The organism is Thermomonas sp. S9, from assembly GCF_024704365.1.
Lineage (GTDB): Bacteria > Pseudomonadota > Gammaproteobacteria > Xanthomonadales > Xanthomonadaceae > Thermomonas.
The window spans coordinates 2,497,414-2,520,718 of record NZ_JAJDFY010000001.1 but is presented as its reverse complement, the minus strand read 5'-3'; the positions used below and the strand labels follow the sequence as shown (position 1 = coordinate 2,520,718).

31 protein-coding genes, 1 tRNA gene and 2 pseudogenes are annotated in these 23,305 nt (G+C 70.7%); 5 read left to right on the top strand and 29 right to left on the bottom strand.

All coding sequences use genetic code 11. The features are described 5' to 3' along the window. Positions 1-5 precede the first annotated feature (5 nt). A pseudogene (locus LJB71_RS12795) lies at positions 6-419 on the bottom strand (shikimate kinase); the annotation flags it as partial. Between the two features lie 91 nt (positions 420-510). Between LJB71_RS12795 and pdxH the strand changes: the two are divergent. The 3 genes from pdxH to LJB71_RS12780 are packed head-to-tail and all read left to right on the top strand — an operon-like array spanning position 511 to position 2,248. Beyond that, complete coding sequence (gene pdxH, locus LJB71_RS12790) at positions 511-1,107, top strand: pyridoxamine 5'-phosphate oxidase (protein ID WP_259304486.1); 597 nt, start codon at positions 511-513, stop codon at positions 1,105-1,107. Then, complete coding sequence (locus tag LJB71_RS12785; RefSeq protein ID WP_259304485.1) at positions 1,104-1,448, top strand: hypothetical protein; 345 nt, start codon at positions 1,104-1,106, stop codon at positions 1,446-1,448. Before pdxH ends, LJB71_RS12785 begins: the two co-directional genes overlap by 4 nt. Continuing rightward, positions 1,445-2,248, top strand: coding sequence for an ABC transporter substrate-binding protein (locus tag LJB71_RS12780; protein ID WP_259304484.1), 804 nt, complete (start codon positions 1,445-1,447; stop codon positions 2,246-2,248). The genes LJB71_RS12785 and LJB71_RS12780 overlap by 4 nt, the downstream gene beginning before the upstream one ends. Positions 2,249-2,349: 101 nt before the next feature. Here LJB71_RS12780 and LJB71_RS12775 read toward each other — a convergent pair whose 3' ends face one another. The 9 genes from LJB71_RS12775 to LJB71_RS12735 form a co-directional block, all read right to left on the bottom strand. After that, a complete protein-coding gene (locus tag LJB71_RS12775) occupies positions 2,350-2,700 on the bottom strand; it encodes a DUF2793 domain-containing protein (protein ID WP_259304483.1) in 351 nt (116 codons plus the stop codon). 44 nt (positions 2,701-2,744) lie between these two features. After that, a complete protein-coding gene (locus LJB71_RS12770) occupies positions 2,745-5,018 on the bottom strand; it encodes a phage tail protein (RefSeq protein ID WP_259304482.1) in 2,274 nt (757 codons plus the stop codon). Then, the gene (locus tag LJB71_RS12765) at positions 5,018-5,227 is read right to left on the bottom strand and encodes a hypothetical protein (protein ID WP_259304481.1); all 210 of its coding nucleotides are present in this window, start codon (positions 5,225-5,227) and stop codon (positions 5,018-5,020) included. Before LJB71_RS12765 ends, LJB71_RS12770 begins: the two co-directional genes overlap by 1 nt. Continuing rightward, on the bottom strand, positions 5,224-5,451 hold the full coding sequence (locus tag LJB71_RS12760; protein WP_259304480.1) for a hypothetical protein: 228 nt from the start codon (positions 5,449-5,451) through the stop codon (positions 5,224-5,226). Before LJB71_RS12760 ends, LJB71_RS12765 begins: the two co-directional genes overlap by 4 nt. 2 nt (positions 5,452-5,453) lie before the next feature. Then, positions 5,454-6,218, bottom strand: a complete 765-nt coding sequence (locus LJB71_RS12755; RefSeq protein WP_259304479.1) for a phage BR0599 family protein — start codon at positions 6,216-6,218, stop codon at positions 5,454-5,456. Between the two features lie 57 nt (positions 6,219-6,275). Then, a complete protein-coding gene (locus tag LJB71_RS12750; protein ID WP_259304478.1) occupies positions 6,276-7,727 on the bottom strand; it encodes a hypothetical protein in 1,452 nt (483 codons plus the stop codon). Further along, the gene (locus tag LJB71_RS12745; protein ID WP_259304477.1) at positions 7,724-8,407 is read right to left on the bottom strand and encodes a hypothetical protein; all 684 of its coding nucleotides are present in this window, start codon (positions 8,405-8,407) and stop codon (positions 7,724-7,726) included. The genes LJB71_RS12750 and LJB71_RS12745 overlap by 4 nt, the downstream gene beginning before the upstream one ends. 374 nt (positions 8,408-8,781) lie before the next feature. Then, positions 8,782-11,643, bottom strand: coding sequence for a hypothetical protein (locus LJB71_RS12740; protein ID WP_345779456.1), 2,862 nt, complete (start codon positions 11,641-11,643; stop codon positions 8,782-8,784). Further along, positions 11,613-12,155, bottom strand: a complete 543-nt coding sequence (locus LJB71_RS12735) for a tape measure protein (RefSeq protein WP_259304475.1) — start codon at positions 12,153-12,155, stop codon at positions 11,613-11,615. The genes LJB71_RS12740 and LJB71_RS12735 overlap by 31 nt, the downstream gene beginning before the upstream one ends. 80 nt (positions 12,156-12,235) lie before the next feature. On the opposite strand from LJB71_RS12735, the gene LJB71_RS12730 reads away from it, so the two are divergent. Continuing rightward, positions 12,236-12,424, top strand: coding sequence for a hypothetical protein (locus tag LJB71_RS12730; protein ID WP_259304474.1), 189 nt, complete (start codon positions 12,236-12,238; stop codon positions 12,422-12,424). Positions 12,425-12,430: 6 nt separating this feature from the next. Here the strand turns inward: LJB71_RS12730 and LJB71_RS12725 are convergent, their stop codons facing one another. The 16 genes and pseudogenes from LJB71_RS12725 to LJB71_RS12650 all read right to left on the bottom strand — a co-directional run. Further along, the gene (locus tag LJB71_RS12725) at positions 12,431-12,580 is read right to left on the bottom strand and encodes a hypothetical protein (protein WP_259304473.1); all 150 of its coding nucleotides are present in this window, start codon (positions 12,578-12,580) and stop codon (positions 12,431-12,433) included. 5 nt (positions 12,581-12,585) lie between these two features. Next, on the bottom strand, positions 12,586-12,942 hold the full coding sequence (locus LJB71_RS12720) for a hypothetical protein (RefSeq protein WP_259304472.1): 357 nt from the start codon (positions 12,940-12,942) through the stop codon (positions 12,586-12,588). Beyond that, entirely contained in the window at positions 12,935-13,219 is a 285-nt protein-coding gene (locus LJB71_RS12715) for a hypothetical protein (protein WP_259304471.1), read from the bottom strand. The genes LJB71_RS12720 and LJB71_RS12715 overlap by 8 nt, the downstream gene beginning before the upstream one ends. Then, positions 13,216-13,614, bottom strand: coding sequence for a hypothetical protein (locus LJB71_RS12710; RefSeq protein ID WP_259304470.1), 399 nt, complete (start codon positions 13,612-13,614; stop codon positions 13,216-13,218). Before LJB71_RS12710 ends, LJB71_RS12715 begins: the two co-directional genes overlap by 4 nt. After that, positions 13,614-14,522: a hypothetical protein gene (locus LJB71_RS12705; RefSeq protein WP_259304469.1), complete on the bottom strand. Its 909-nt coding sequence runs from the start codon at positions 14,520-14,522 to the stop codon at positions 13,614-13,616. The genes LJB71_RS12710 and LJB71_RS12705 overlap by 1 nt, the downstream gene beginning before the upstream one ends. Beyond that, on the bottom strand, positions 14,519-14,695 hold the full coding sequence (locus tag LJB71_RS12700; RefSeq protein ID WP_259304468.1) for a hypothetical protein: 177 nt from the start codon (positions 14,693-14,695) through the stop codon (positions 14,519-14,521). Before LJB71_RS12700 ends, LJB71_RS12705 begins: the two co-directional genes overlap by 4 nt. Positions 14,696-14,698: 3 nt before the next feature. Further along, positions 14,699-14,866 (bottom strand): hypothetical protein, encoded by a 168-nt coding sequence (locus LJB71_RS12695; RefSeq protein WP_259304467.1) that lies wholly within the window; start codon positions 14,864-14,866, stop codon positions 14,699-14,701. Positions 14,867-14,963: 97 nt separating this feature from the next. Beyond that, the gene (locus LJB71_RS12690; protein ID WP_259304466.1) at positions 14,964-15,392 is read right to left on the bottom strand and encodes a hypothetical protein; all 429 of its coding nucleotides are present in this window, start codon (positions 15,390-15,392) and stop codon (positions 14,964-14,966) included. A 326-nt stretch (positions 15,393-15,718) separates the two neighbouring features. Continuing rightward, positions 15,719-16,141: a hypothetical protein gene (locus LJB71_RS12685; protein ID WP_259304465.1), complete on the bottom strand. Its 423-nt coding sequence runs from the start codon at positions 16,139-16,141 to the stop codon at positions 15,719-15,721. Further along, a complete protein-coding gene (locus LJB71_RS12680) occupies positions 16,141-16,569 on the bottom strand; it encodes a phage protein Gp36 family protein (RefSeq protein ID WP_259304464.1) in 429 nt (142 codons plus the stop codon). Before LJB71_RS12680 ends, LJB71_RS12685 begins: the two co-directional genes overlap by 1 nt. A gap of 3 nt (positions 16,570-16,572) precedes the next feature. Then, positions 16,573-16,782, bottom strand: a complete 210-nt coding sequence (locus LJB71_RS12675; protein ID WP_259304463.1) for a hypothetical protein — start codon at positions 16,780-16,782, stop codon at positions 16,573-16,575. 10 nt (positions 16,783-16,792) lie between these two features. Beyond that, the gene (locus LJB71_RS12670; RefSeq protein ID WP_259304462.1) at positions 16,793-17,698 is read right to left on the bottom strand and encodes a Mu-like prophage major head subunit gpT family protein; all 906 of its coding nucleotides are present in this window, start codon (positions 17,696-17,698) and stop codon (positions 16,793-16,795) included. 6 nt (positions 17,699-17,704) lie between these two features. Further along, entirely contained in the window at positions 17,705-17,956 is a 252-nt protein-coding gene (locus LJB71_RS12665; RefSeq protein WP_259304461.1) for a hypothetical protein, read from the bottom strand. Then, positions 17,949-18,467, bottom strand: coding sequence for a phage protease (locus LJB71_RS12660; protein WP_259304460.1), 519 nt, complete (start codon positions 18,465-18,467; stop codon positions 17,949-17,951). Before LJB71_RS12660 ends, LJB71_RS12665 begins: the two co-directional genes overlap by 8 nt. Continuing rightward, the gene (locus LJB71_RS12655) at positions 18,460-18,987 is read right to left on the bottom strand and encodes a phage protease (protein ID WP_259304459.1); all 528 of its coding nucleotides are present in this window, start codon (positions 18,985-18,987) and stop codon (positions 18,460-18,462) included. Before LJB71_RS12655 ends, LJB71_RS12660 begins: the two co-directional genes overlap by 8 nt. A gap of 109 nt (positions 18,988-19,096) precedes the next feature. Beyond that, a pseudogene (locus tag LJB71_RS12650) lies at positions 19,097-19,753 on the bottom strand (phage virion morphogenesis protein); the annotation flags it as partial. A gap of 128 nt (positions 19,754-19,881) precedes the next feature. On the opposite strand from LJB71_RS12650, the gene LJB71_RS12645 reads away from it, so the two are divergent. Further along, positions 19,882-19,958 (top strand) — tRNA-OTHER (locus tag LJB71_RS12645). 1,299 nt (positions 19,959-21,257) lie between these two features. Here LJB71_RS12645 and LJB71_RS12640 read toward each other — a convergent pair. Genes LJB71_RS12640 through LJB71_RS12630 form a run of 3 tightly spaced genes read right to left on the bottom strand, consistent with a single transcriptional unit; the run spans position 21,258 to position 23,202 of the window. Continuing rightward, positions 21,258-21,455 carry a hypothetical protein gene (locus LJB71_RS12640; protein ID WP_259302612.1) on the bottom strand — a complete coding sequence of 66 codons (198 nt, stop codon included), beginning with the start codon at positions 21,453-21,455 and terminating at the stop codon, positions 21,258-21,260. After that, on the bottom strand, positions 21,455-23,056 hold the full coding sequence (locus LJB71_RS12635; RefSeq protein WP_259304458.1) for a DUF935 domain-containing protein: 1,602 nt from the start codon (positions 23,054-23,056) through the stop codon (positions 21,455-21,457). The genes LJB71_RS12640 and LJB71_RS12635 overlap by 1 nt, the downstream gene beginning before the upstream one ends. Beyond that, entirely contained in the window at positions 23,050-23,202 is a 153-nt protein-coding gene (locus tag LJB71_RS12630) for a hypothetical protein (protein WP_259304457.1), read from the bottom strand. Before LJB71_RS12630 ends, LJB71_RS12635 begins: the two co-directional genes overlap by 7 nt. Positions 23,203-23,305: the final 103 nt, after the last annotated feature.

Below are 23,305 nucleotides of genomic sequence, written 5' to 3'. Positions count from 1 at the left end.
TCGAACACGAGGTGCGCCGCGTCGCGGTACAGCGGCTCGCGCTGCGCCTGCAGCGCGGCCAGCGTGCCGGCCGGATCGGCGGTCTGCAGCAGCGGCCGGCCGGTGTCGCCGCCGAGCCGCGCCAGCTGGATCACCGGATCGACGGTCAGGTACACCACCGTGCCGGCTGCGCGCATCGCCGCCCGGTTGCCGGCGTCGAGCACCGCGCCGCCGCCGGTGGCGATGACCGCCGGCGTTCCGGTCAGCGCGGTGGCCAGCGCCTGCGCCTCGCGGCGGCGGAAGCCGGCTTCGCCTTCGGCGGCGAAGAGGGCCGCGATCGAGCGGCCCGCCGCGGCTTCGATATCGGCATCCAGGTCCAGAAACGGGCGCGCCAGGCGCGCCGCGAGCAGGCGCCCGATGGTGGTCTTGCCGGCGCCCATCGGGCCGATCAGCAGAATGTGTGGACGCGCGCGCATGGCTGCACATGCTAGCAGCCGTGCGGCGCGCGTTCGGCTGCGCGACAATGGGCGCATGAGCACGCTGCCCGACGCCATCCTGCACACCTTCGATGCCCTGTTCGCCGAAGCCGCGGCGGCCGGGGAGCCCGACCCCACCGCAATGACCCTGGCCACCGCCACGCCCGACGGCGCGCCGTCGGCGCGGGTCGTGCTGCTGAAGGCGCACGACACGCGCGGGTTCGTGTTCTACAGCCACCTCGACGGCCGCAAGGGCCGCGAGCTGCAGGCCAACCCGCGCGCGGCGCTGCTGTTCCACTGGCCGCGCGTGCGCAATGGCGTGCAGGTGCGGATCGAGGGCGCGGTGGAGCAGGTGTCGGACGCCGAGGCCGATGCGTATTTCGCCACCCGGCCGCGCGGCAGCCAGCTGGGCGCCTGGGCCTCGAAGCAGTCCGAGACGCTGGAGGCACGTGAGACCTTCGAGGCGCGGTTGGCGAAGTTCGAGGCCGAATTCGAGGGTCGCGAGGTGCCGCGTCCGCCGCGCTGGACGGGCTTCCGGGTGGTGCCGCACGCGGTGGAGTTCTGGTACGGCGCGCAATACCGCCTGCACGAGCGCCATCTGCACGCGCGCGGTGCGGACGGTGCCTGGTCCGAGCGGATGCTCTACCCGTGACCCTGCAGCCGGCTTACCGGGTGAGCGTGCAGGTGCCGCCGGAGCACGTGCAGGCGGTGCAGGAGGGAATTTGCGCGGTGGAGCCGCTGCAGGCCGGCCACTACGACCGCGTGCTGTGGATCGATGCCGTGGGCGAGGAGCAGTTCCGCCCGCTGCCGGGCGCCAATCCGGCATACGGGAGCATTGGCGAAGTGGCGAAGGTGGCGAGCGTGCGCCTGGTGTTCGCCCTGCCGCGCGATCCGCAGCGGCTGGCGCGGGTGATCGAACTGGGTATCCGCCCCCATCATCCGTGGGAGGTGCCGGCGATCTTCGTGGACGAGTGCTGGATGGCGCTGCCGTGAGCGGGCCGCGCCGGATCGTCTGCCTGACCGAAGAGCCCACCGAAGTCCTGTACGCGCTGGGCGAGCAGAACCGCATCGTCGGCATCAGCGGCTTCACCGTGCGGCCGCCGCGCGCGCGCCGCGAGAAGCCGAAGGTGAGCGCGTTCACCAGTGCGAAGATCAAGGCGATCCTGGCGCTGCGCCCGGATTTTGCGATCGGCTTTTCCGACATCCAGGCCGACATCGCGCAGGCGCTGATCCGCCGCGGCGTGGAGGTGTGGATCAGCAACCACCGCAGCGTGGACGGCATCCTCGACTACGTGCGCCGGCTGGGCGCGCTGGTCGGTGCCGCGGCGCGTGCCGATGCCTATGCAGTCGAACTGCAGCGCGGGCTGGAGGCGATCGCCGCGCAGGCCACCGCGCTGCCGCGGCGGCCGAAGGTGTATTTCGAGGAATGGGACGCGCCGCCGATCACCGGCATCCAGTGGGTGGCCGAGCTGATCCGCATCGCCGGCGGCGACGACGTCTTCCCGGAGCGCGCGCAGGAATCGCTGGCGAAGGCGCGCATCCTGGAGGATCCGGGCGAAGTGGTGCGGCGCGCGCCGGACATCATCCTCGGCAGCTGGTGCGGCAAGCGCTTCCGTCCGGAAAAGGTCGCTGCCCGTCCCGGCTGGGCGGAGATCCCGGCCGTGCGGGACGGGCAGCTGTTCGAGATCAAGTCGCCCCGCATCCTGCAGCCGGGCCCGGCCGCGCTGACCGATGGCGTGGCGGATATCGCCCGCATCGTGCGCGACTGGGCGCGGCGGCCGGTGCCGGCATGAGGGGGAGCGTCCGCCGGCGGCGCCTCGTCCCGGTGTAATTGCGCACCTGATTTGAGACAGTTTTGCACCTGATTTGAGACAGGGGTACACCCGCATTTTGGTCAGATTGCGGCCCCTATGCTCCATCCGGTCGCCTTACAGACCGAGAGCACAGCCTCGTCCTCGATGTAGGCGAGCCACCCGACCTTGGGCGCGTGGTACTCCCAGGCGCCGTCGATCCACAGCGCGATCTGGTCGGCCTTGCCGCTCCAGGCGCCGGTCGCGCCGGCAGGGATGATGTAGCGGTCGCCATCGGCCGGACTGGCGGGCGGCGCGGTCAGGTCGCGGTCTTTGACGGACAGGCCGACGATGGCCCCCAGGCGCTTGAGGTTGGCGTCCATCCCGGTGTGCCAGCCGGATTCGCCCAGGGTCCATCCGTAGGCGAGGCCAAGATTCGGATCGGTCAATGCCATGACATGTCTCCTTGCGGTGCGTTCAAACCGGATTCGCGGTGGGGTTATCCACCGCCCCAGTACTGGCCCCAGCGCAGGCCGTAGCCGGCGCGCTCGACGCTGCGCACCTGCGCCTGCCAGCTCACAAGCCCCTCGCGCTCGGCTTCGATCTCGATGGTGATGAGGTCTCCTTCGGCACCCGCGTCCACGGCGGCGCTGGCCACGTCCCAGGTCCAGGTGTTGCCGGTGAGGCCGCTCTGCGTGCGCACCAGAGTGCCGTTGCGGTCACGCAGGCGCACGGTGTAGGAGGTGCCGGGCTCGGGGCCGATGTCACCCTCGTCCTGCCGCACGAGGTAGGCGGTCTGCTGGGTGCGGTCGCGGTGCGCCCAGGTCAGGATCAGGTCGCCGGCGATCACGGCGGGTTCCTGCTGACCGTTGAGCCGGACGCGCCCCGGCGGGTACGGCCGCGCCTGGCGGCCGGCGAGCACGAGGGGCGCACCGTTGGCAGCCAGCACCGCATCCCCTTCGGCGCCGGTCGTGCGCGGGATGGCGGCCACGAACACCGACTCGCCCGGCGCGCGCTCGGCGGTCTCGGCGGCCAGCCACTCGCCCACGCCCACCAGCCGCGTGCCGGCCGGATGCATCTGCGGCGTGGTGTCGAGCACCCCGCGGGCGAGATCCACTGTGCCCGCGGTGGCATCGAAGGCGAGGATCGCCACGGCTTCGCGGATCTGGCCTGCGGCATCGACCAGGTAGGCGTAGTCGCCGATGCTCAGGCGCTCGGGGCTTGCCAGGGCCGTCACCGGCACGGTGAGCGCATCGGCCTCGCTCGCCGGCAAGGCGGCCTCCAGCCGCAGCAGCGGCGCGTAATCCTCGGTGGCCACCGCCTCCAGGCTTGCGCTGCCGGGGCCGGTGGCCAGCCGCCAGTTGAGTTGCCCTTGGCCGCCCGCAGCGGCCAGCGCGCCGACATAGGTGTCGGTGTCGGTGATCTGGGCCAGGTCAGCCCGGCTCAGGTTGCGCGCCAGTTCCCAGTACGGCACCTCGACCGCCAGCACCAGGGCGGGCGGCAGCGGCGCGAGCGGCGGCTCCTCGATCGGCGGCGGCGGGGGCGACAGAACGGTGTCGGTCATGCCGAAGACGTCCTCCACCGCCTCGATGCGCCACTCGATGGCGCCCAGCGCGCCGGTGTCGATGCCGGTCACGCGCACCACCATGCGCTCGATGCCAAGACGCGGCCAATGCAGCAGGAACACGTCCCCCGGCAGGGGCGGGCGCTCCAGGGCGGAAGGGGCGATGGTGAACGTCATGCGCGCCAAAGGCGAGCCGAGGGTGCGCAGATCGCGCAGCGCCAACCGCGCGGCCAGCGGACCAAAGTTGACGCCCGGATAGTCACGGCGCTGGTTGATCACCCCGCCTTGCAGCTGGATGGCCGCGAGGTTCTGCACCGAGACGGTGGCCTCGCCGCCGGTGGCCCAGTCGGTGTAGACCACGGTGATCTCGTTGGGCAACTCCCCCCACTGCGCGCGCTCGAAGCGCTCCATGCGCACGATCTCGTCGGGGCCCAGCAGCGGCAGGTCATCGATCCAGTAATCGTCGCGCAGCAGCTTCAGTTCGAACGTGCCCCGCTCCGGATCGACGTAGAGGATGCCGCCGATGTGGTCGAGCACCTGGGCGATGAAGCTCTCGATGGGCTGCTGGCGCGTCCAGATCAGGTTCAGCCCGAACTGCTCACTGGCCAGCACCGATGCGGCCTGGCCAAAGCCATTGCCGATGGCACTCAGCGGATAGCCCATGCCCCAGTGCGGGTCGGTCAGGCACTGTACCAGGATGTGCGCCGGGTTCATGCCGACGGTGACAAAGGCCCCGGTGTCGGCATCCCAGGCTCTCACCTCGGCCTCGGTGAGCCCCCATCCCGTATCGTGCCAGCCCGCCGTGAAGCGCCGCACCCGCACCGCCCAGGGCTTCAGATACGGGTTGTTGGTGGCCAGCAGGATCTTGCGCGCCACCAGCGACAGCACGCCGCGGAAGGCCGGGATGGCCGCGCCGAGGCGGCCCATCAGGTAGTCGTTGCGGCCCTGGGTGGGCGCGCCGCCCATCACGTCCACATCACCCACCACCCCGCCTTCGCGTTCGTCGCCGCCGAAGAGCCTGGGCGCATCGATCCGGATGCGCCCGAGCCCGTGGCCGGACGGCAGCGGTGCGCGGCTGGCATCGCCCCAGGCGGTGCGGTCGCCCACCTGGATCTCCTGCACCGCGTCCACCGGCCCCTGGCACAGCACCAGGTGCAGGCCCATCCGGTAGCGGTAGCCGACGGTCTGCTTTTTGCTCTTGCCGCCCATCAGTGCGGCTCCTCATGCCCCTGCCGGGCGACTTCGACCACGCGCAGTGCCATCGCATCGCCGGTGGCCAGCATGACCTGTGCCGGGATGCCCTCGCGCAGGAAGGCGCGGAAGTCCAGGCCGTGACGCGCGAACCAGGTGCGCGCGCCGTGCACGCACATCCCGGCGGCGCGCACGTGGGCGATGGTGACGGTCACGTCCTGGCTCACTTCTTGCCGCTCTTCTTCTTGATCGGTTCGGCCGCAAGGTCCCCGTACCAGACGACGTTGGCACCACGGATGAGCACCGCGCCGAAGACGACCGGGATCGGCCGGCCCTCCTCGGCCGTGGGCGCCTCGAAATCCTCCAGGGCGGCCGGCTTCGGGGCCGGCGGCTTGGGCATCAGGGCCACCGACAGCAGTGCGGTGACGACGATCGCGACGACGTACCACATGGTTAAAACACTCCGGTCGCAAACGGGTTCTTGGTCGGGATGAAGGGGAAGCCGCCGTAGTTGTCGAGGTTGGAAAAGCGCGCGGCGCAGGTGGCCGTGCTGTGGTCGCAACCGGCCGTCAGCGTGATGCCGTCGCCGGGCGCCAGCGGTGCCGGATACAGCAGTTCCACGCCCGCGGTCGATTCGCTCACGATCATGTGGCGCACGCCGCTGGCCGTCTCCAGCCAGCCGCCGGAGAGCATGCCGGCCACCGCCGCGGGGACACCGCCGGCGAGATCGACGGTGCGGCCTGCGCTGTTGCTCACCACGGCGCTGGCCACGATCGGCGTCGCCCCGCACGCGGCCGAGTACAGCACGTGCGCGCAGGCGCGGCTGTACAGGCGCCGCAAGCCGATGCGCTTCAGGCTCACCTGCGCCGACTCGCCGCGGATGCGCGCAGAGTCGTCGGCCACCTCCACCCCGAGCACGCGGCCCATCCAGCGCGTCAGGAATGTCCAGCCACCATAGGCATCCGGCTGTGCGGTCCGCAGCCGGAGCATGGAGGTCTCGCCGGTCACGGCGGCGGCCAGCAGCTGGCGCACCAGCTCGCAGTCCGGCGGCACGTCCAGCTCCAGCGCCGCCTTGGCCGCCTCGGCCCCGAGCGCCAGCGCATTGCGCCGGATCGGCAGCGGCAGGTAGCGCGGGCCGTCCAGCTGCACCACCGTCTCGTGCGGCGTCAGGTGCAACACGCGCGTGCCGAGGGTGACGTCGTACAGGTCGATCTCCATCAGTATTCCTCGCGGGGGGCCGCTGCTGGCCGCGCGGCTCGGGCAGCTGGCGCAGGGTCAGGGGATCTCGACCAGCGCGGGGGTGTGCCAGTACAGATCGACGGCGTCGTGGTCGAGCCGGCAGCGCGCCAGGCGCACCACGCGGCTGCCGGCAGGCACCGCGGCATCGAGGCCCGAGCGCAATACCAGCACGCCGCCCTGGTCGCGGTGGCAGGTCGCGGTCAGCACATGCTGCCGGCTGCCGTCCGGGTGCAGGATCAGCGCGCCCGCCGGGCGGTGCCAGAACGCAGAAATGTCCTCGCCCGTCACCCGCAGGAAGCCGTCGCCGGGATCGGCCTCCGCCGTCACCCGCAGCACCGGCGCCAGCCCATCGGGCAGCCAGCAGGCACCGAGCCGCCCCTGGGCGCGGTACAGCCGCGCCCGCCAGCGCTCGATGTTCTGCGGGCCTGTGGCCAAATAGCGGCGCTGGAAGGTCGTCGTCGGCCACGGGTCGTCACGCCGCACCCAGGGGTCGGCGGGTGAGAGGTCCTGCCGGGTGACCATGCCCTGCGCCGTGACGGAAGGGTCGTCGCGCCAGTTGCCTTCGGGCCACACCGGCAGTCCGTCGAGCAGCGGGTCGCCCGGCAGGTCCATGTCCGGCAGGGGCGCGGGCGTGAGGGAGGCGGTCACGCGGCCGCCGGCCACGCCGGGCACCCATTGCGCCAGATCGGCCGCCTCGCTGGCCATGCCCCACACCAGCGGCATGACGGCCGCGCCTACCGGCACCGCGCGTGCCAGCGGGGCGGCGAGCCAGAGCGTGCCAGCCTCGACCGAGTCGAGCGGAGCCAGCTGCCAGCCGTCAGGCGCGAGCACGAGCGCCCGCCATGCATCGTCTCCCCAATCCTCCACGCCGGCATAGGTCAGGTGCAGATCGGCCGCCGGGCGCTCCCAGGCGACGATGGAGACGGATGCGACTGCGAGTGCATCATCGCCCTGCGCTGCAGGGCGGCTGAGCGTCAGCGCCCGATGCGGCAGCGGCCACAGCGCCATGTGCCCGAGGTGGTCGGCGAGCCAGTCGGCGACCAGCGCATCGCTGGCGCGTCCGTGGCCGACGTGGTAGGTCAGCAGTCGCCGCGGCACCAGGCGCAGCGCCTGCCGCGCCTCGTTGCCGCTGGCCAGCCGGGTGACGGCCGTCTGCCACTCCAGCCGTTCCACCAGGGGTTCGGCCCAGTCGTGGCGGAAGGCGAAGACCCCGCGCGGAGCCTGCGGCCACGGCGCTTCGCCGAAGGCCTCCAGCGCACCGGCGACCATCGCCGCGGCGGCGGTGTCGCGGCGCAGCACCTCGATCACGGCCCGGGCCAGCCCCACCCCGGGCGCCGGCCGGGCGAGCGTCTCCGGCGCCAGATGGGTCACGCCGCTCCCGGAATCCGGCCGCGCCAGCGCCTCGGCGCGCAGCAGGGCCAGCGCCGCGCCCGGCTGCGGGCCGGCGGCGGTCTCGGTCAGTCCGGTGGCGAGACGCCGATCCGTCATACCGACTCCACGCCGAACTCGGCCGCGTTGAAGGCGGCTTCGGTCCAGGGGACATCGCCGTTCGGATCGCGTTCGAACAGCGCCGTGTGCCAGGCCAGCTGCTCTTGCAGGACGACATCGGTGCTCACGGCGGTCTGCCCAGCGCTGTCCACCAGCCCCTTGACCGCCCCCGCGCCGGCATCGGTCTTGCGCGCCAGCATCGTCACCTGCACGCCGTGGAGGGCGGGCGTGGCCATCACCGGCAGCGCTTCGACGTCGAAGGTCTGGCGCAGGCCGGCGGTGTTCGCGCGGATGCCGCTGGCCTCATCGCCGTCGCTGACCGCCTGCCAGGCGCTGGCCGCCCCTTCGACGGTCCACTGGTTCAGTACCCCATCGGCCTGCGCCTCGAGCGCATCGACCCGCACATCGCCCAGGAAGGTGGTGTTGAGCGTGCCAGAGGTGTCGGCCAGGTACAGGTCGTCCACATCGACCGTGATCGGACAGGGTTGCCCCGGCACGGCACCCACGAAGGCGGTGAGCAGCTGGCCGCCGCCTTGCAGCGTGTTCTGCGCGGTGAGCTGGATGGCAAGTATCCCGTTGAGGTGCACCGACAGCACGCCGTCGCTGGTGCCCTGCACGACCTGCAGCTCGACGTAGTGCCAGCCGCGCGCGGGGCGGTCGCGACCGAGGTCGCGATCCACTGGTCATAGCCGGATTGCCGACGGTAGAGCTTCAGCCGCCCGTCCTCGCCGATTTTGACGAGGTGGGCGACCTGCGCGGAGGCGTCGCGCACGCCGAGCAGCACCGGCTCCTCACCGGTGTTCTCGAACGGCGCCACGCGCAGCGCCGCACCCACGATGAGGCTGGTGCGCCCGGTCTCCAGGTTCTTCACATACCCGCCGCCGCCACCGGCCGGCAGGCGCAAGGCATAGGACGAGGGTCGCCGGCCTGGGATGCGCGTGGCCTGCGGCGACAGATACGCCGCCTTGCCGCGCGCCGGCCACGGCTGGCCGAAGGGGTCCAGCGTCTGCGGGTCGTAGTGGTCGAAACCGTCGATGAAGAGCAAGGCCATGGCTTATCCCTGGAGGGCGGCGCGCACCGCGCGTGCGTTGCGCCCGATGATGTTGAGGATCACCCGCTCGCCGGCGGGCGTTTGCAGGTGGTCGTGGGTGACGCCCGGGTCGATGGCGTTGACGATGCGCACGGCGGTGTTGACCTGCGGTGCGGCCGGCGGCGGCTGCACGGATGGCACCAGTCCACCGGCAGCGAAGGCCAAACGCTGGCCGTCCCAGGCGGGCGGAGCCTGCATGCCATTGATGGCGTCCAGAAACGCCACGCCCACGCGCTGCACGGCCGCGGCCCGCACCACGTACTCGCCGGCCGACAGCCGCGCGGGGATGGAATCGGAGGTGCCGGTCCCCGGGCCGGTGACATAGCCGCCGGCGGCGAACTTCTTGATGTTGCCCAGCAGCGCCATGACGGCCGCGACCATCGCCGCCATCGCGGCAATCGCCAGCCCCGGGCCCACGACCGGAATCGACGCCTGCGAGGCGGCCGCCCCGGCGCCGGCTTCGGCGGCGCTGGCGCTGACCTTGGCCGCCGTCTCGGCCTGCTTGGTGGCCACCGACTGCGCGGCCGCGGCGGTCTCGGCGGCCTGCTCCTGCTGGAGCAAGCCAAGCTTGACCGCCAGCATCCGCGCCTGCCCCGCCACCCACGCCTGGAACGGCTTGATGACCATCTCCTGCAAGAACGCATCGGAAATGGCGCGGAAGATGTTGGAGAGCGCCTCGCGCATGCTTTGCGCGCCGCTGACGATCCCCTGCACCGCCTGCCCGAACGCCTCGCCGATGCGGTTCCACACCGGCGCGAGTTCATCGGTGACCAGCCGCGTGCGTTCCAGCTCGTTGCGGAAGGCCGCCACGCGGATCACCGCCTCCGGGCCGATCGCCTGCGCGGCCTGCTGCATCGCGGGCAGCAGGCGCTGCATCTCGGCCGCCGATTGCTGCTGCAGGGCCACGATCTGCTTCCGGGCCTGGGCTTCGGTGAGCAAGCCGGCCTGGGTCTGGATCTGGATCGCCTCCTGGGCGTTGCGCAGCCGCTCCGTGACCTGCCGCCACTGGGCTTCGATCGCCTCGAGGTTGGCCTGTGCGGCCTTGACGTCGATGAGCCGGTCGATCAGCGCCACGCCCGCGGCGTCGTTCTCGGCCGCCAGGCGTGCGCGAAGATCCCGGTAGCTGCGCTCGATCGCGGCGCGCAGGTCTTCCGCCGTGTCGGTGCCGGTGAGCTGGGCGAGTTCCTCGCGTGCCTGTGCCAGCGCATCGGCCAATTCGCGCTCGGCCTGGGCGGCGGCTCTAGCGTTGGCCTGCTCGATGTCGGCGCGCTTGTTGTTGAGGACGATCAGCTCGGCCTCGATCCGCGCGACCTCGCCGCGTGCGCGCAGGCGCTCGTTCTCGTTGCCGGCGCCTGCGGCGACCTGCCGGCTGCGGGCGAGTTCCTGCTGCTTGCGGGCGATCTCGGCATCGACTTCCTGCTGCTCCAGCGCCGTCTTGCGCGCATAGTAGTCGCGCAGCGAGATCAGGCGGTCTTGCAGCGCCGCGTCGAGCGCGCGTTGCTGGCGCTGCAATGCGTCTTTGAGCAGCGTCAGTTCGGCATCGAACTGCTCGCGCGCGGCCATAGGCGAGGCACCATCGGCCGCGCTTTTCCTGGCAAACGCCTTCCGGACCAGCGCTTCGGCGTCCTTGAACTTCGGAGAGTCGAGCGCGACCCCGGCGCGCTGCGCCTGCTCGCGCAGGTCCTTGAGCGCGGCGGCCAGCGGGTCGATCTTGGCGCGGTACTGCTCGAGGAATGCGTCGAATTGCTTGCCCATCACCTCCCGGCCCAGCGCCGTCATACCCCCAGATTCCCCACTGGCGGGTAGTCTGGCCAGCGCCTGGATGTTGGCCTCGCGGTCGCGCTGCAGGCCCGCGATCTCCGCGCGTAGCGCCTTGATCTTGTCGATCTGGCGCTGATACGCCGCCACGGCGGCCAGCCCGTCCCGCTCTTGCGCGTAGAGGATTCTCTGTCGTGCGCTCTCGGCGTCGCGTTGGGCGGCGATCAGCGCCTGGGTCTTGGCGGCGATCTCCGCGCCAGCGGCCGCGATCCCCTCGCGCAGCGCGCCTGCATCGCCACTGCCGAAGCGCTGCTCGCGCGCCAGGCGGTCGCGCGCCGCATTGGCCTGCTCGATGGCATCGCGGGCCTTGTCGGCGGCCGCCTTGGCCTTGTCGCCAGCCTCGGCCGCCTTGTCGCCCCAGATTACCCAGGCGGTGGCGCCGGCGGTCAGCAGCGTCAGGATCAACCCGATAGGGCCGCCGATCGCCGCCATCGCCGCCGAGAGCGCGCGGGCGGTCACGGTTCCGGCCGCCTGCGCCGCGTTCAAGGCATTCTGCGCGGCCGCCAGCTTCTGCTGGGCCGGCACCAACTGCGTCTGCACGACCGTCAGACGCGCCATGCCGCTGGATGAGGCCACCGCCGCCTGCGCCGCGGCCAGCATGGCCTGCGCCTTGGCGACTTCATTCGCGGCCACCGCCTGTGCCGCAATCGCCGCCTGCCGGTCTGCGGCAATTTTGGCCAGCTGCTTCTGCACATACGCCACGGCCTCCTGCCCGCCGCGAAACGTCGCCACGGTCAGTGCACCCACCGCCGCAACGGCGACACCCCCGATCACGTCCTTCATGTGGCGGGCCAGCGCCGTAAACGCGCTGGACACAGCCGACGTCGCGCCCACCGACTGGTTGATCCTGTCGATCGTCCGCCCGAACTCATCGCGCACCTGCGAGAGCGCCTGGCCGATGGTCACAGGCATCGTGGCAGCCTCTGCCTTGAGCCTGCCGGACTGAGACTCCAGAGCGCGCACGACCACATCCGTGGTCAGCAAGCCAGCTTCGGCGAGTTCACGCATCCGGCCCACCGGCAGGCTAGACCGTCGGCCAGCGCTTGCGCCAGGCGCCCGCCGTTCTCCATGATGGAGTTGAACTCATCGCCGCGCAGCACGCCGGAGCCCAAGGCCTGCGACAGCTGCGTGATGACCGCGGCGGACTCCCCGGCCGACGCCCCGGACACCTTGAGCGCCAGCGCCGTGGCTTCCGTGGTCCTGGCCACCTGCGCCTGGGTGATGCCCAGGCCGCCGGCGGCCTGCGCCAGACGGGTATAGAGCGTCGATACCGCCTCATAGCCTGCGCCCGTCTGGGCCGCCACGCGATAGGCCAGCGCCTGCGCGGCGGCAAACTCCTGCACGGAACTGGTCGCAAGTCTGAGCCGCGCATTGGCCTGTTGCACTTGGTCGGCCAGCGCCGCCAGGCCGGCAATGCCGGCCCTGAGCTGCAGTGCACCCTGGAATGCCACGAACGCATTACGCGCCACCTCCAGCTGGCGCGAGATCGACTCCAGACCGGCGCGCGTCTTGCCGAGCACCCCCTGGGTGCTATCGCCTGGCCGTGATCCGCAGCGCGACTTTGAGGTCTCTGGTCATGGCGGACGTCCTGGCGCTCTTCGTGCGGTACTTCTTTTATCTCGGCCTGGCGTTCACTGCCGTGCTGGCAGTGTTCCTCATGCCGCGGTGGTGGCTGGTGCTGATGGCGGCCTTTCTGGTGCTGTGCGTGGTGCTGGGCGTGGCCGAAGGGCTTGGTGCGCGATGGGCCAAGCGCGTTCGCACCGTGCTGTTCTGGCCGAACTCGCGCTGAAGGCGCTCACTCGCCACGGCACATCTCCTTCACCCACGCCTTCCACCCCTTCTCGTCGGCCTGCGCCGCGCGGGCGGCCACCGCCGACTGCATCAGCCGTTCGCGCTCCAGCCGGGCCGCCGCGTCGAGAAAGTCCCGCGCCTGCGGCCACGGCATGGCCATTACGTCGCGGTAGCCGAAGCCTGCTCCGACGAGCCGGGCGATCCATACGTGCCACCAGAGGCGATCAGCGCCAGGCGATCGGCGGCCTGATGGAGCGCCGGCAGCACGCGGTGCGCGAAAAAATCCGCGTTCACCTCCAGCACCTTCGCCGCGAGTTCCACCAGCACATCGGTCTGCTGCGCCTCCAGCCAGGCACGATCGACGCCCGCGCCGATGGCGGTGGCCTCGATCACCGCATCGGCATGGCGCAGCAGCGCGCCAGCGATATCGCCGCTGGCAAGCTCGCGCGCGATCGGCTCGATGGCCGCCAGGAACGCGGGCAGGTCACGGACGGTGACGGGGGCGATGTCAGTCATGCAATGTGCTCTCCGTGTCGTAGATGTGTGGTGGCTGGCTGCGCCGGCACTCGGCCTCGAAGCTGGCGCGGCAATGGTCACGCTCGATCGGCCGGAAGATCATGTCGATCAGCGGGCGCAGGATGCGGCCGGCGAGCTTCCTTTGGCGCTCCATCCGCCAGGCAGCCGCGCTGACTGTTTCGTCCGGCAGACCATCGCCCAGCGTGAGCGCCACCCACAGCAGCTGATCCATCGCGATGAGCAGGTGCTGGACGCGCGTTGCAAAGGGTGTGCTCATAGCGTCCCCGCAAGCCTGAAGATGTCATCCGCCTGCGCCGGCGTCAGCCCGAGCGCTGGCAGCATAGCCTCCACCATGGGGTGCGCGCGCTCGATGGTCAGTGCGAACTCCCACCAGTCCTGCACGTCGCGGCCTGCCGCGGCGACCGCCGCCTCCACCGCATCCCGCAGCCCAGCACGGTTCAGCGCCTGCCGGATCTGGCGCGGCGTGACGGCATCCGGCACCGGGACGGGCGCTGGCGGCGGCGGGTAGGCGAGCATGGTCCATTCCACGCCGGTCCAATTGGGGCGCTGTCCGTCCGGCCACGGGGCCGGTGGTGGGGCGATGGGCGTCTGGCGGCCCGCGATCGGCTGGTCGGACAGGAATCCATAATCATCGTAGCTGTACACAGCCATCACGCCACCCGCATGTAATACGTGGTGCCTGGCGCTGCAGACAGCGCCGGCAGATACCTGTAGCCCGGCCGCGAGCGCGGCAGTCCAATCAGCGATGTGCCTGACGGCAGCCAGACCATCGCCTCCTCCACGAGAGGCTGGTAGGCGACGGTGCCGCCCACCGACATCGGCAGTGACCATGTGATACCGCTGTCGCTGCTGGCGGTGTACGCCATGCTGACGCCAGCCACCCAGCGCCCGTCCGCATAGGTCAGCAGGGTCATGTACCCCAGCGTATGACTGCGCGCCGTCCAGGTGATGCCGTCGGGGCTGACACACGCCACGTTTTGCCCCACCGCCATCAGCTCGCTCCCCGACCAGGCGATGGCCTGCAGCGTCTGCGTCGTGCCGCTGCTACGCGCCGTCCAGGTGATGCCATCGGGGCTGGTGATGAGCGTTCCTGCGCTGCCCACGGCCACGAACAGCCCCAGGCCCGCCACCCACACCACGCTGTTGAGCGTCTGCGTCGTGCCGCTGCTGCGCGCCGTCCAGGTGATGCCATCGGGGCTGGTGATGAGCGTTCCTGCGCTGCCCACGGCCACGAACAGCCCACGCGCCGACGACCACGTCACGCTGTAGAGCGTCTGTGTCGTGCCGCTGCTGCGCGCCGTCCAGGTGATGCCGTCGGCGCTGGTGACGAGCGTTCCATTGTTGCCCACCGCCACCAGCAGCGCACCCGACCATGCCGTGGCGTAGAGGTTATAGCTGGTCCCCGATGTGCGGGTCGTCCAGGTCACGACGTCCGCGCTGGTGCGCACGACGCCGGCACCCCCGGTCGCCACATATAGCGCCCCTGCCTTGATCACGGAATAAATCGACGCGCCCACGCTGCGGGTAGTGAACACCGCGCCAAGGGGCGGATCGTTCACCCGGTCAGCGCCGGATACTGCGCAAGGTCCAGATACTGGCCGGCCATCGGCGCATACCCCGATGGCTGTGGACCAGGATGGGCGATCACGCCGCCCACGGGCACGCCGACTCCGGTGGCGCCGCCTGCGCTGCCGGGGCCGTACAGGCTGCCTGCCAGATCGTAGAGGGCCATGGGTCACCTCGATACCGTCAGGGTCACCGCATAGCCGGTGTCGGTGGGGTACTGCCGCACCCAGACATACCCAGGCCCCAGCAGCCCACGGCCGACCAGCTGCGCGGCGGGCAGCACGAACCCGCGCACGGACGGCGGCGTCGGCGCATCGGTGGTGGCCCTCGAGCGCATACGATCCGCCGCCCTGCGCCAGGAACCCCGCATCGGTATCCGCCGCCACCTGCACCCAGCCGCTATCCGGCAGCGGGACGTTGAGCGTCGCCATCGCTTATCCCTGCATGATCAACCGGCCAAACTGGCCGAGCGGGCCTGCGGCATCCTTGCTCACATCCGCCAGCACCCGGCCGGAGAGCTCGAAGCGCTGAAGTTCATCCGAGATCAGCGACAGGTCCTTGGTCGGGTTGAGCGCCACGCGGTAGAGATCGAGGACGACAGGCTTGTTGCCGTCCGCCGTGTTGATGCCGTCGAAGCGCAGCCACACCTCCGGCTGCGGCGACTTGAACATCGCCGTGCGCTTGGCCGCACCAAAGCTGTAATCGACCTTGAACGGCTGGGTGAAGCCGGTGACGTTGAGGAACTCGATCGCGCCCTGCGCGGCATGCACCTTGTAGTCGGTGCCGGCCGCGAGGGTCGCCGGCGTACTCGCCGAATCCGTGACCAGTACCGCCGACACGAACTGATTGGCCAGCAGCCGCACCATCGCCCGCCACGATGCCGGTCGGCAGCGTCTCGTCGGTCACCGTGCCGGCGGTCACGCTGGAGGTCTGGCCGAAGAGCGAGAGCTCCAGGTTCTCGGTGGAAATCTCCTCCGAGCGTGCAGGAAAACTCCCCGTCCTTGCTCTTGATCAGCTGCAAGTCGGTGAGCCGCTGGCCGGAGTGGGACTCCTTGTGCTCGATGGTCTCCACGTTGAGCGAGACCTTCAGATCCGGCACGTTGCCCACCCAGCGCAAGGCGAGCGGGTTGCCGTTGGTATCGCGGGCGGCGAGATAGACGCGCCCCTGTCCGGAAAAGTAGCTCATGACTTACTCCTTGCGGTTGATGATGTGGATGGCCTCGAATGCCAGCGGGTAGAGCAGCACGCCGGTGGCGTAGTCCGGCTTCGGTGGAGCGGCTGCCATCAGCGGCTTGTGGCCTGGCGGCTGCCAGCGGTACAGGCGCGCCATGACCTCGGTCGCCAGATCGGAGGCCGCATCGCGCGCGGCCGAGCCGCCCCTGGCGTCGCCCACATGGCGCACGGCCACGATGACCAGCCAGCGGCTGGCCACGGCGATGGCGCCGGGCGATTTGTCGTCCTCGACGCGGTAGCCGTCGGCACCGACGAACAGGGCCGGGAAGCGCCGCCCTGCCACGGCCTCCATGGACAGCTCGGCGACCGATGACACGCCGCCCGGCACGTCCGGGATGGCGGCCAGGCGGTCGCGGATCAGGCGCTCGATGGCCAGCATCACCAGCCCTCCATGCCGTCGCGTCCGAACACCGGCGCCGGCCCGCTCTTGGCGGCGGCGAGCGACAGCGCCGGCTGGCTCGCGGGCGGAAGAACGGCCGGCAGGCCCAGACTCACGATGCCCTTGGCGATCGCCTCCAGCAGCTTGCGCGCATCCTCGTAGCGGCGGCGCACCTCGTCGGAGGCGACGTCCTCCCACAGCCGGTAGCGCGCGATGTCGCAGGCAATGCGCGCGAGCGCTGCCGGCACGGTCGGCAGCGGCAGCTTGTAGCGGCTGGCGATATAGCCGTCGATCTCGGCCTGCGCGTCGTCGAGCGCACGCTGGGCCACGGCGGCATCGACCACGCCCGAGCCGGTGCGGTCGGTGCGCTGGGCGATCTCATCCTCACCGTAGCGGGTGATGAGGTCGGCGAGCGTGGCGTAGGCCATGCCTTAATCCTTGACCTCGGCCACGGCCAGCATCGGATCTGCGCGCAGCGCCTCGGCCTGCCAGGGCTCGGCCTCGATGAGCTTCGGCTCGCGGCCGAAGGGGCCGAGATTGGCGCGGTAGCGCGGCATATCGCCCAGCGCCGCCACGGTGCGCACCATCAGGCGCACGGTGGAGGCGGCGGGCTGGGCGGCGGTTTTATCGGCGCGGGCCATGCGTCACCCCTTAGCTCAGCCACGGCGAGACGATGACCTCGACCGCGCGGTAATTCGGGTTGCTCTCGCCGCCGGTGATCTGCTGCGCCTCGATGAGCGAGAGCGCCTGCGCGCGCAGGGTGGACGGCACCACTAGATGCGTGGGCTTGACGCCCATCGGCCGGCCGCCGTCGGCCTTGATGCCCATCATCGCGGCCATCGCGGCGTTGAAGTTGGCGGCATCGAGCGCGGCCTTGCTCTTGTAGGCCAGCTGCCAGAAGCCAAAGCCGGCGTTGCAGCGATAGCGGATGCCGTAGCGGTACTCGTCGCGCATGAACACGCCCTCGTCCTGGGAGCTGGTCATGGCCTCGAGCTCCGGCGTGGTGCGCTCCTGGAAGATCAGCGGCTTCAGCGCCCGGCTGGCGTCGAGCAGATACCAGGCAGGATCGGTGCCGGCTTGCAGGTTGGCAACCAGCGCCGCCGTGCCGGTGCCGTCCACGTTCGGATAGACCGGGTGGTCGGTGTCGAAGAAGTTCTGGCCATCGAAGCACAGCGTCGTCTCGCCGGCGGCCAGCAGGGCGAAGACCAGTTCATCGGCGTGCGCCTTCGCCGCGCGCCCCATCTCGGCGAACAGTGGCGTATAGACGCCGACGTTGTCATCCTCGATGTCGGTGCGCTTGACCGCGACGGTGCCCTCGTAGAGCTTGTTCTGCACCTGGTAGGCGCTGGAGGCCATGTCCTTGGCCACCCGGTCGCCCACCCATTCGCGCAGCTTCGGGAACTGGTTGAGCCAGCCGTAGGTGTTCGAGGTGTTTGAAGACGGAACGCGGGTTGCGATCTTCTCCCAATCGGTGGGGGTCGCGGCCAGCGCGTCCTGGAAGGCTTTCGAGAAGCCGGTGCGCAGACTGGTGATCAGCGCGGGGGTGATGATGGCCATGCCTGTTTACTCCTTTGCGGTGGATTCGAGATGGGCGCAGCCTGCGCCGGTGATGCGGTAGCGGTCGCCGTCGCGGCGCACGAGCCCCTGCTCGGCCAGGGTGGCGAGCAGGAAGTCCACATGCGCGGCCAGATCGGCCAGCGCGCGGCGCGGGATGAAGCCGCCCACCTCCTGCTGGCTGGCGGCCATGCGCTCGACGTAGAGCCGCTCTAGAATCAGGCGGCGGCCTGCGTCGTTGTCGCGCAGAATTTCACGCACGGGCGATCTCCTGCTTGTGCGCGGCGAACTCGGCCTCGCTCATGCCGAGCAGCTGGCAGGCGATGCGATCCTCCTCGGTGAGCCCGGCATCCGTGCTCGCAGCCGAGGCGACGGAATGCGCATCCTTGTCGGCGGCGACGATCACCGGCGCGGCCTTGGCCCAGGCGGCGAAGCCCTGCGGGTCGCGGCTGGCGTAGGCGATGGCCCAGTCTTTCAGTGCCGGGGCGAGCTTGCCCGCGCTCATGGCGGCGCTCACTGCGGCCTCGGCCTTCTCCGCGGCGACATCCATCTGGAGCTTCGAAAGCTCCTCGGCCACCCTTTTGTGCTGGCTCATGGGCACCCACTGCGCCGGGTCCGGCGCGGCCGGCTGCGCGGACTGCGCCGCCTGCGCGGCGGCCTCGGCGGCAGTGAGGCGGTCGATCAGCTTCTGCAGCTCGGCGGCCACCTCGTCGGCGGTCGCCGTGACCGGCAGGTTGAGCATGTAGATCAGGCGTTCCAGCAGTTCATCCACGGCATGAGCCTCCAGTTGGCGCGCGGCGGCCGCGCGCAGGTGCAGGTTGGGGGGTATGGGTCAGGCCGGCGCCGACCAGCTCGACGATGGCGCCGTCCTGGCGATGCATGAACACCGGCGAGAGGTAGCGGTACTCGCGCGCGGCCAGCAGGGCGGCCGCCTGCGGCGTCCAGGTGACGCGCGCCCACAGGCCGTCCTCGCGCATGTCCAGCGCCGTGATCCAGCCCGCGGCCGGCACCGGGCCGGCCTTGTCGGTGGCCGTCAGGCTCTGGTGCTCGTAGTCGATCGGCAGGTCGGCGCCGTGGCGGGCGAAGGCCTCCAGCACGGCGGCGGCGTCGAGGGTGTAGGGGCCGCGGCCGTCGCGCCCGGAAAACACCCCCGCCGGGATGAGATGCACCCACTCCGGCGGGGATACCGCCCCACCCTGGGGATCAGGGTCTGCATGCAGCGACATGGCCAGCACGTCCCGCGCCAGCAGACGGGCAGGGGATCGGGGACGGACGTGGGACGGCGTGGCCATGCGCCCAGAATCCGGTGCCGCCGCGACCTGCAACAGGCCGACCCGGGTCGGCCCGCAAAGACAAAGGCCGCAGGCGCGGCCTTTGAAGGGGCGCCAACGGGGGTTGCGGTCAGGCCACGTGCGCCATGGGCAACGGCCGGCCATGGCGCCACCCCGTGACCGCGTTTGAAGTGCGTTTAAACGGGCGCTGGCGCGTTTTAGTCGATCCGGGTGGTACGTTGGTAGCGGCGGCGCATGAAATGCGCGCACAGCGCGTTCTACGCGGTTGGCGGTCAGGCGTCGGCCAGGAATGCCCGGACGGCCTCCAGCACCAGCGCGCGCGCCTGCTCGTCCATCCGGCCAGCCTCGGTGATAGGCAGATAGCGCCGCGCCGGGTTTGCGTCTCAGCCGCCGGAAAGGTGCTCGCCGATGATCTCAGGATGGCGCGCTTGTCATCCTCGCCCAGGGTGCGCGCCTCGGGGTCGGCCATGAGCAGGCCACGCCTTGGCATCTTCTTCGTACCGTACTCGTGGAAGACGGCATAGCGCAGGCCGAAGCCTACCTCGGCGACGTCGCGCCCGGCGCGGCTCGTTGCGCTGTCCAGCAGGTCGCCGGTCTGGTAGAGGATGCCGCCGCGCCCTTTTTTCCTGGCCAGCGTCACGGGCGACAGGGGCTGCCACGGGCGGCCCGCCGGGTCGCGCTCGGTCTCGAAGCGGTTGAGCGCCCGTGCCTCGAGCTCCATGGCGATCTCCCGCATCGCGGGCGTCAGGTCGGAGACGCGCTGCTGGAGGCGGCTCGAGCGCCTGGCGCACCTCGCGGTCGTCGATGTCGATCCTGATCATGGCGCCTCCATCATGCCAGCCAGACGGCGCGCTTTGACGCGCGGGCGGGTAGGCTATACTGAGCCGTGGTGGTGGTGCGTTGCGCCCTGACAGGTAACGGGACCGCGCCAGCGGAGAATGTGTGGGTTCGAGTCCCACCGCGCATCACCAGCCCCCCACAACACGCGCAGCTCCCCGGCCTTCAGGCGCCGGTTGAGCACATCCACCGATTGCAGGTAGGCCGACTTGGCCGCATTGGTCACGCGCTTGGGGCGGCCTGTCACGAAATCCACCTCCACCGCTAACTGCGGCGTGCGTGCATCCGCGCCGGGCAGCAGCCACAATGGCTTGCCGCTCTTGAGATCGAGCACGAGCGCCACGGCCTGCCGCCACAGGCTGGGCAGTTCGCGCCATTGCGCATCGGCGAGCGCGTTGCCGTCGTCGCGATGACGGCCGGCCTTCGGTCCGTAGAGCAGGCCGGGGCGCACCATGACCTCGGCGCTTTGCGGTGCGATTCCGGCGGCCGCCAGATGCGCCAGATCGCGCGCGGAGATCACCCCGAGCCACCCCAGACGGTTGCGCTCCGTGCCGGCCAGCGCCGCATCCACCCAGGCTTGCCAGTCGCGCTCGATGAGCGGCGCAAGGTCCTCGGCCATATGCGCCCCGATGGCGGCGGCGTAGCCTGCCACCTTATCGCGCGCGGCATCGATCAGTCCCCGCCAGCGCAGGCTGGCGTCGCCCACGTTGTAGCCGAAGCCTGGGTCGATGGCCCAGGGAACGCGCCGGACTTCGCCGGTGCGCGGGTTGGTCCATTGCACATCCGGCTCCTGCGGCGCGGACTTCTTCAGATCGTCGCGCGCCTCATACTCCTCGCGCCGCATCGGCACCGCCACGCAGCGGCAGCGCCAGCCGCAGGGCGGGTAGTGCGTCCGCCACCACGGATCGTCCACCGGCAGCGTCACGCCGTGCCACGGGCGGTGGGACTGGCGCACGCGCTCGTCGGCGCGCGTGACATAGCGCAGATATGGGTGGCTCGCCTTGGCCGCCTGGATGCGCTCCCAGCGCCCGGCGGCGTGCGCCATGCGGGTGTTGACGTCGTAGATGAGTTGCAGGCGGCGGGGATTGAAGCGCGTCTTGCGCGCCTCGCCTTCTGGCCCGACGACGGTCTTCTCACCCCACCATCCCGCCTGTCGAGCAGCGCGCGCGTCGCGCATCCAGTCGCGGCGGGTCAGGTCGCCCGCCACCGAGCGGGCGAGCTGCTCATGGAGCGACTGCAACAGGTCGGCGCGCGCCAGGCGGCTCACCGTGAAGGCGCGCGCATGCTCGTCATGCCACAGCTCGTGCCAGTCGTAGGTGATGCGCACCGCGTCGCGCCCTTGCATGTAGCGCACCGCCTCCTCTGGCGGCAGCAGGAATGCGCGCGCGAACTCGTCCGGCGCAGCAGGCGCCATGATGGGCGCGTCAATCGGATCAGCGGCGATGCGCACGGGCATGCTTGCGCTCCCAGTCGTCGCGGCATTCGGCGCTGCACCATCTCAGGCTGGGCGCGAGCGGCTCGCCGCACCACAGGCATGCGCCGGTAGGCGCAGGGCCGGTGTGGCGACGCAGAGCGAGCAGGCTCGCCATCTCGCGTTCGATGCGCTCGGCGGCGATGTCGGCCTCGTCCATCACTCACTCTCCCGCGCGGCTTGCAGGCCATGCACACCGGCCAGCCGCGCCGCGAACTGCGCGCGCGTCAGCCGCTCGGCCAGTGCGTCGATATTCATCTCGGGCAGATGCTGCGCCAGGATGTCGATGAGCTCGGCGGCGCTTGCTCCGCGCGCAGCCGCCTCATCGAGCAGCGCTTGCAGGCTGTCGGCGGCCGGCGCAAGTTGCGCCTCCCAGTCCGCGAGCGCTTCGCCCGCCAGCTCGTCCAGCGCGTCCGGCGCGCCGTCGGCACTGTGTTTCGTCGCCTCGAATGCGGACACGGCCATTGGCGAGCCCGAAGTTGCGGCGCGGTTCGCCATTCGGTTCGCCAATGGTTCGCCAGTCGGGTTTAACCCGGTTTGACCGGATTGAGCCGGAACGAGCACCGCCTCGCCCGCCGCCGCCGCCGGGATGCCGAACTTCTCCCGCACCCACCACTGCGGCACCGGCAGCCCGGCCTGGGTGAGCTTGACGACCTGATCGGCCAGCGCCGCCATGTCCTCCGGCTCGTCCACGCGCAGGGTGAGGATGGGCAGCGGCGCGTCCTCGCCAACGTTAAGCCGCACGATGGGCGCGATCAGGTCGCGGGTGAGCGTGGCGGCCATGGCCCGCGCATCCGCCCGCAGGATGTCGGCGCGCACCTCGGCGTGCACCCTGGCCTGGGCCAGGCTCGATCCATCGTCGGTGGTCATGGTCTGGCCGAGCACGGCCTTGCTGACCTGACGGTCGAGGTAGTCGATCAGCGTGTGGTAGAGGTCGGCGCTGGCGGACTTGCTGCCGCTCTCGATGAGTTCCAGCGCCATCTCCTGCGGGATCACGGCGGCGGCATCACTGCCGAGGCTGAAGGCCGCCTGTTTGAGCACGGCCACGTCGTCGGGGCTGGCGCCCTGGTGGTATTTGCCCACCCGGATGGGCTGGCCGAACAGCTCGCAGAACCGGGCCCAATCGCGCATTGCATACGATTTGAACACCCAGGCCCACAGCGCGCTGCGCGCCACCCCGCCCAGCAGCGGAATGCCGGCGGAAAGCGGCGGGGCATGGACGATCATGCGGTAGGGCGGGATCCCGGCCCCTTCCGCGCTGCCATCCACCAGGCGCAACAGCCGCCCGGTATCGCGGTCGAAGGCGAACCAGTGCGCCTCGCGCGGCACGATCTCGCGCGGGTACCACACGCCGCCAGCGGTCTCCCAGATGATCTCGGCCACGGCATAGCCCTTGGCCACCGCGTCCATGAGGTGCGCGATGATCCGGCTGTAGTCGCCATCTCGCAGCACATCCTGCACCAGATCTGCGGCGCGCTTGGCCTTGGCCGAGTCGTCCCAGGGCTGGATGTCCACCGGCAGGCCCGCCACCGCCAGCGCGCGGGTCTGCAGCACGGCGCGGTAGTGCAAGTCTTTTTCGCGGATGTCGTCGGCGGCGATCAGGAAGTCATGCGCATCGCCCATCGCCGCCCGGCGCAGCACGTCTGCCACCATGGCCGGGGTCATGCTGGCCAGCGGCCGCCATTGCCAGACAGAGCGCAGCCCCGTCTGCGACGGGCGGGCGATTTCGCCGGTCAAATCCTGTTTTCTCACGGTCACCATCCGGCCCACTCCTGGGCGCGTCCGCGCCCGTCAAGATCATCGAATCGCGGCGCGAAGCTCCTGCGCGCCACGCTCTCATACCGATACACCGGCACGCCTTCGCCGGCGGCGGCCACGGCCAGCGCCAGCGCCAAAACGGTCGGCATGGCCCCGTCCGTCGCGCTCGGCCATGAGCTTGGGCACCCCGCCCGCGCCCGGCTCCATGCGCACGGCGCGCAGGTCGTCGATCAATGCATCACGTGCATTGCC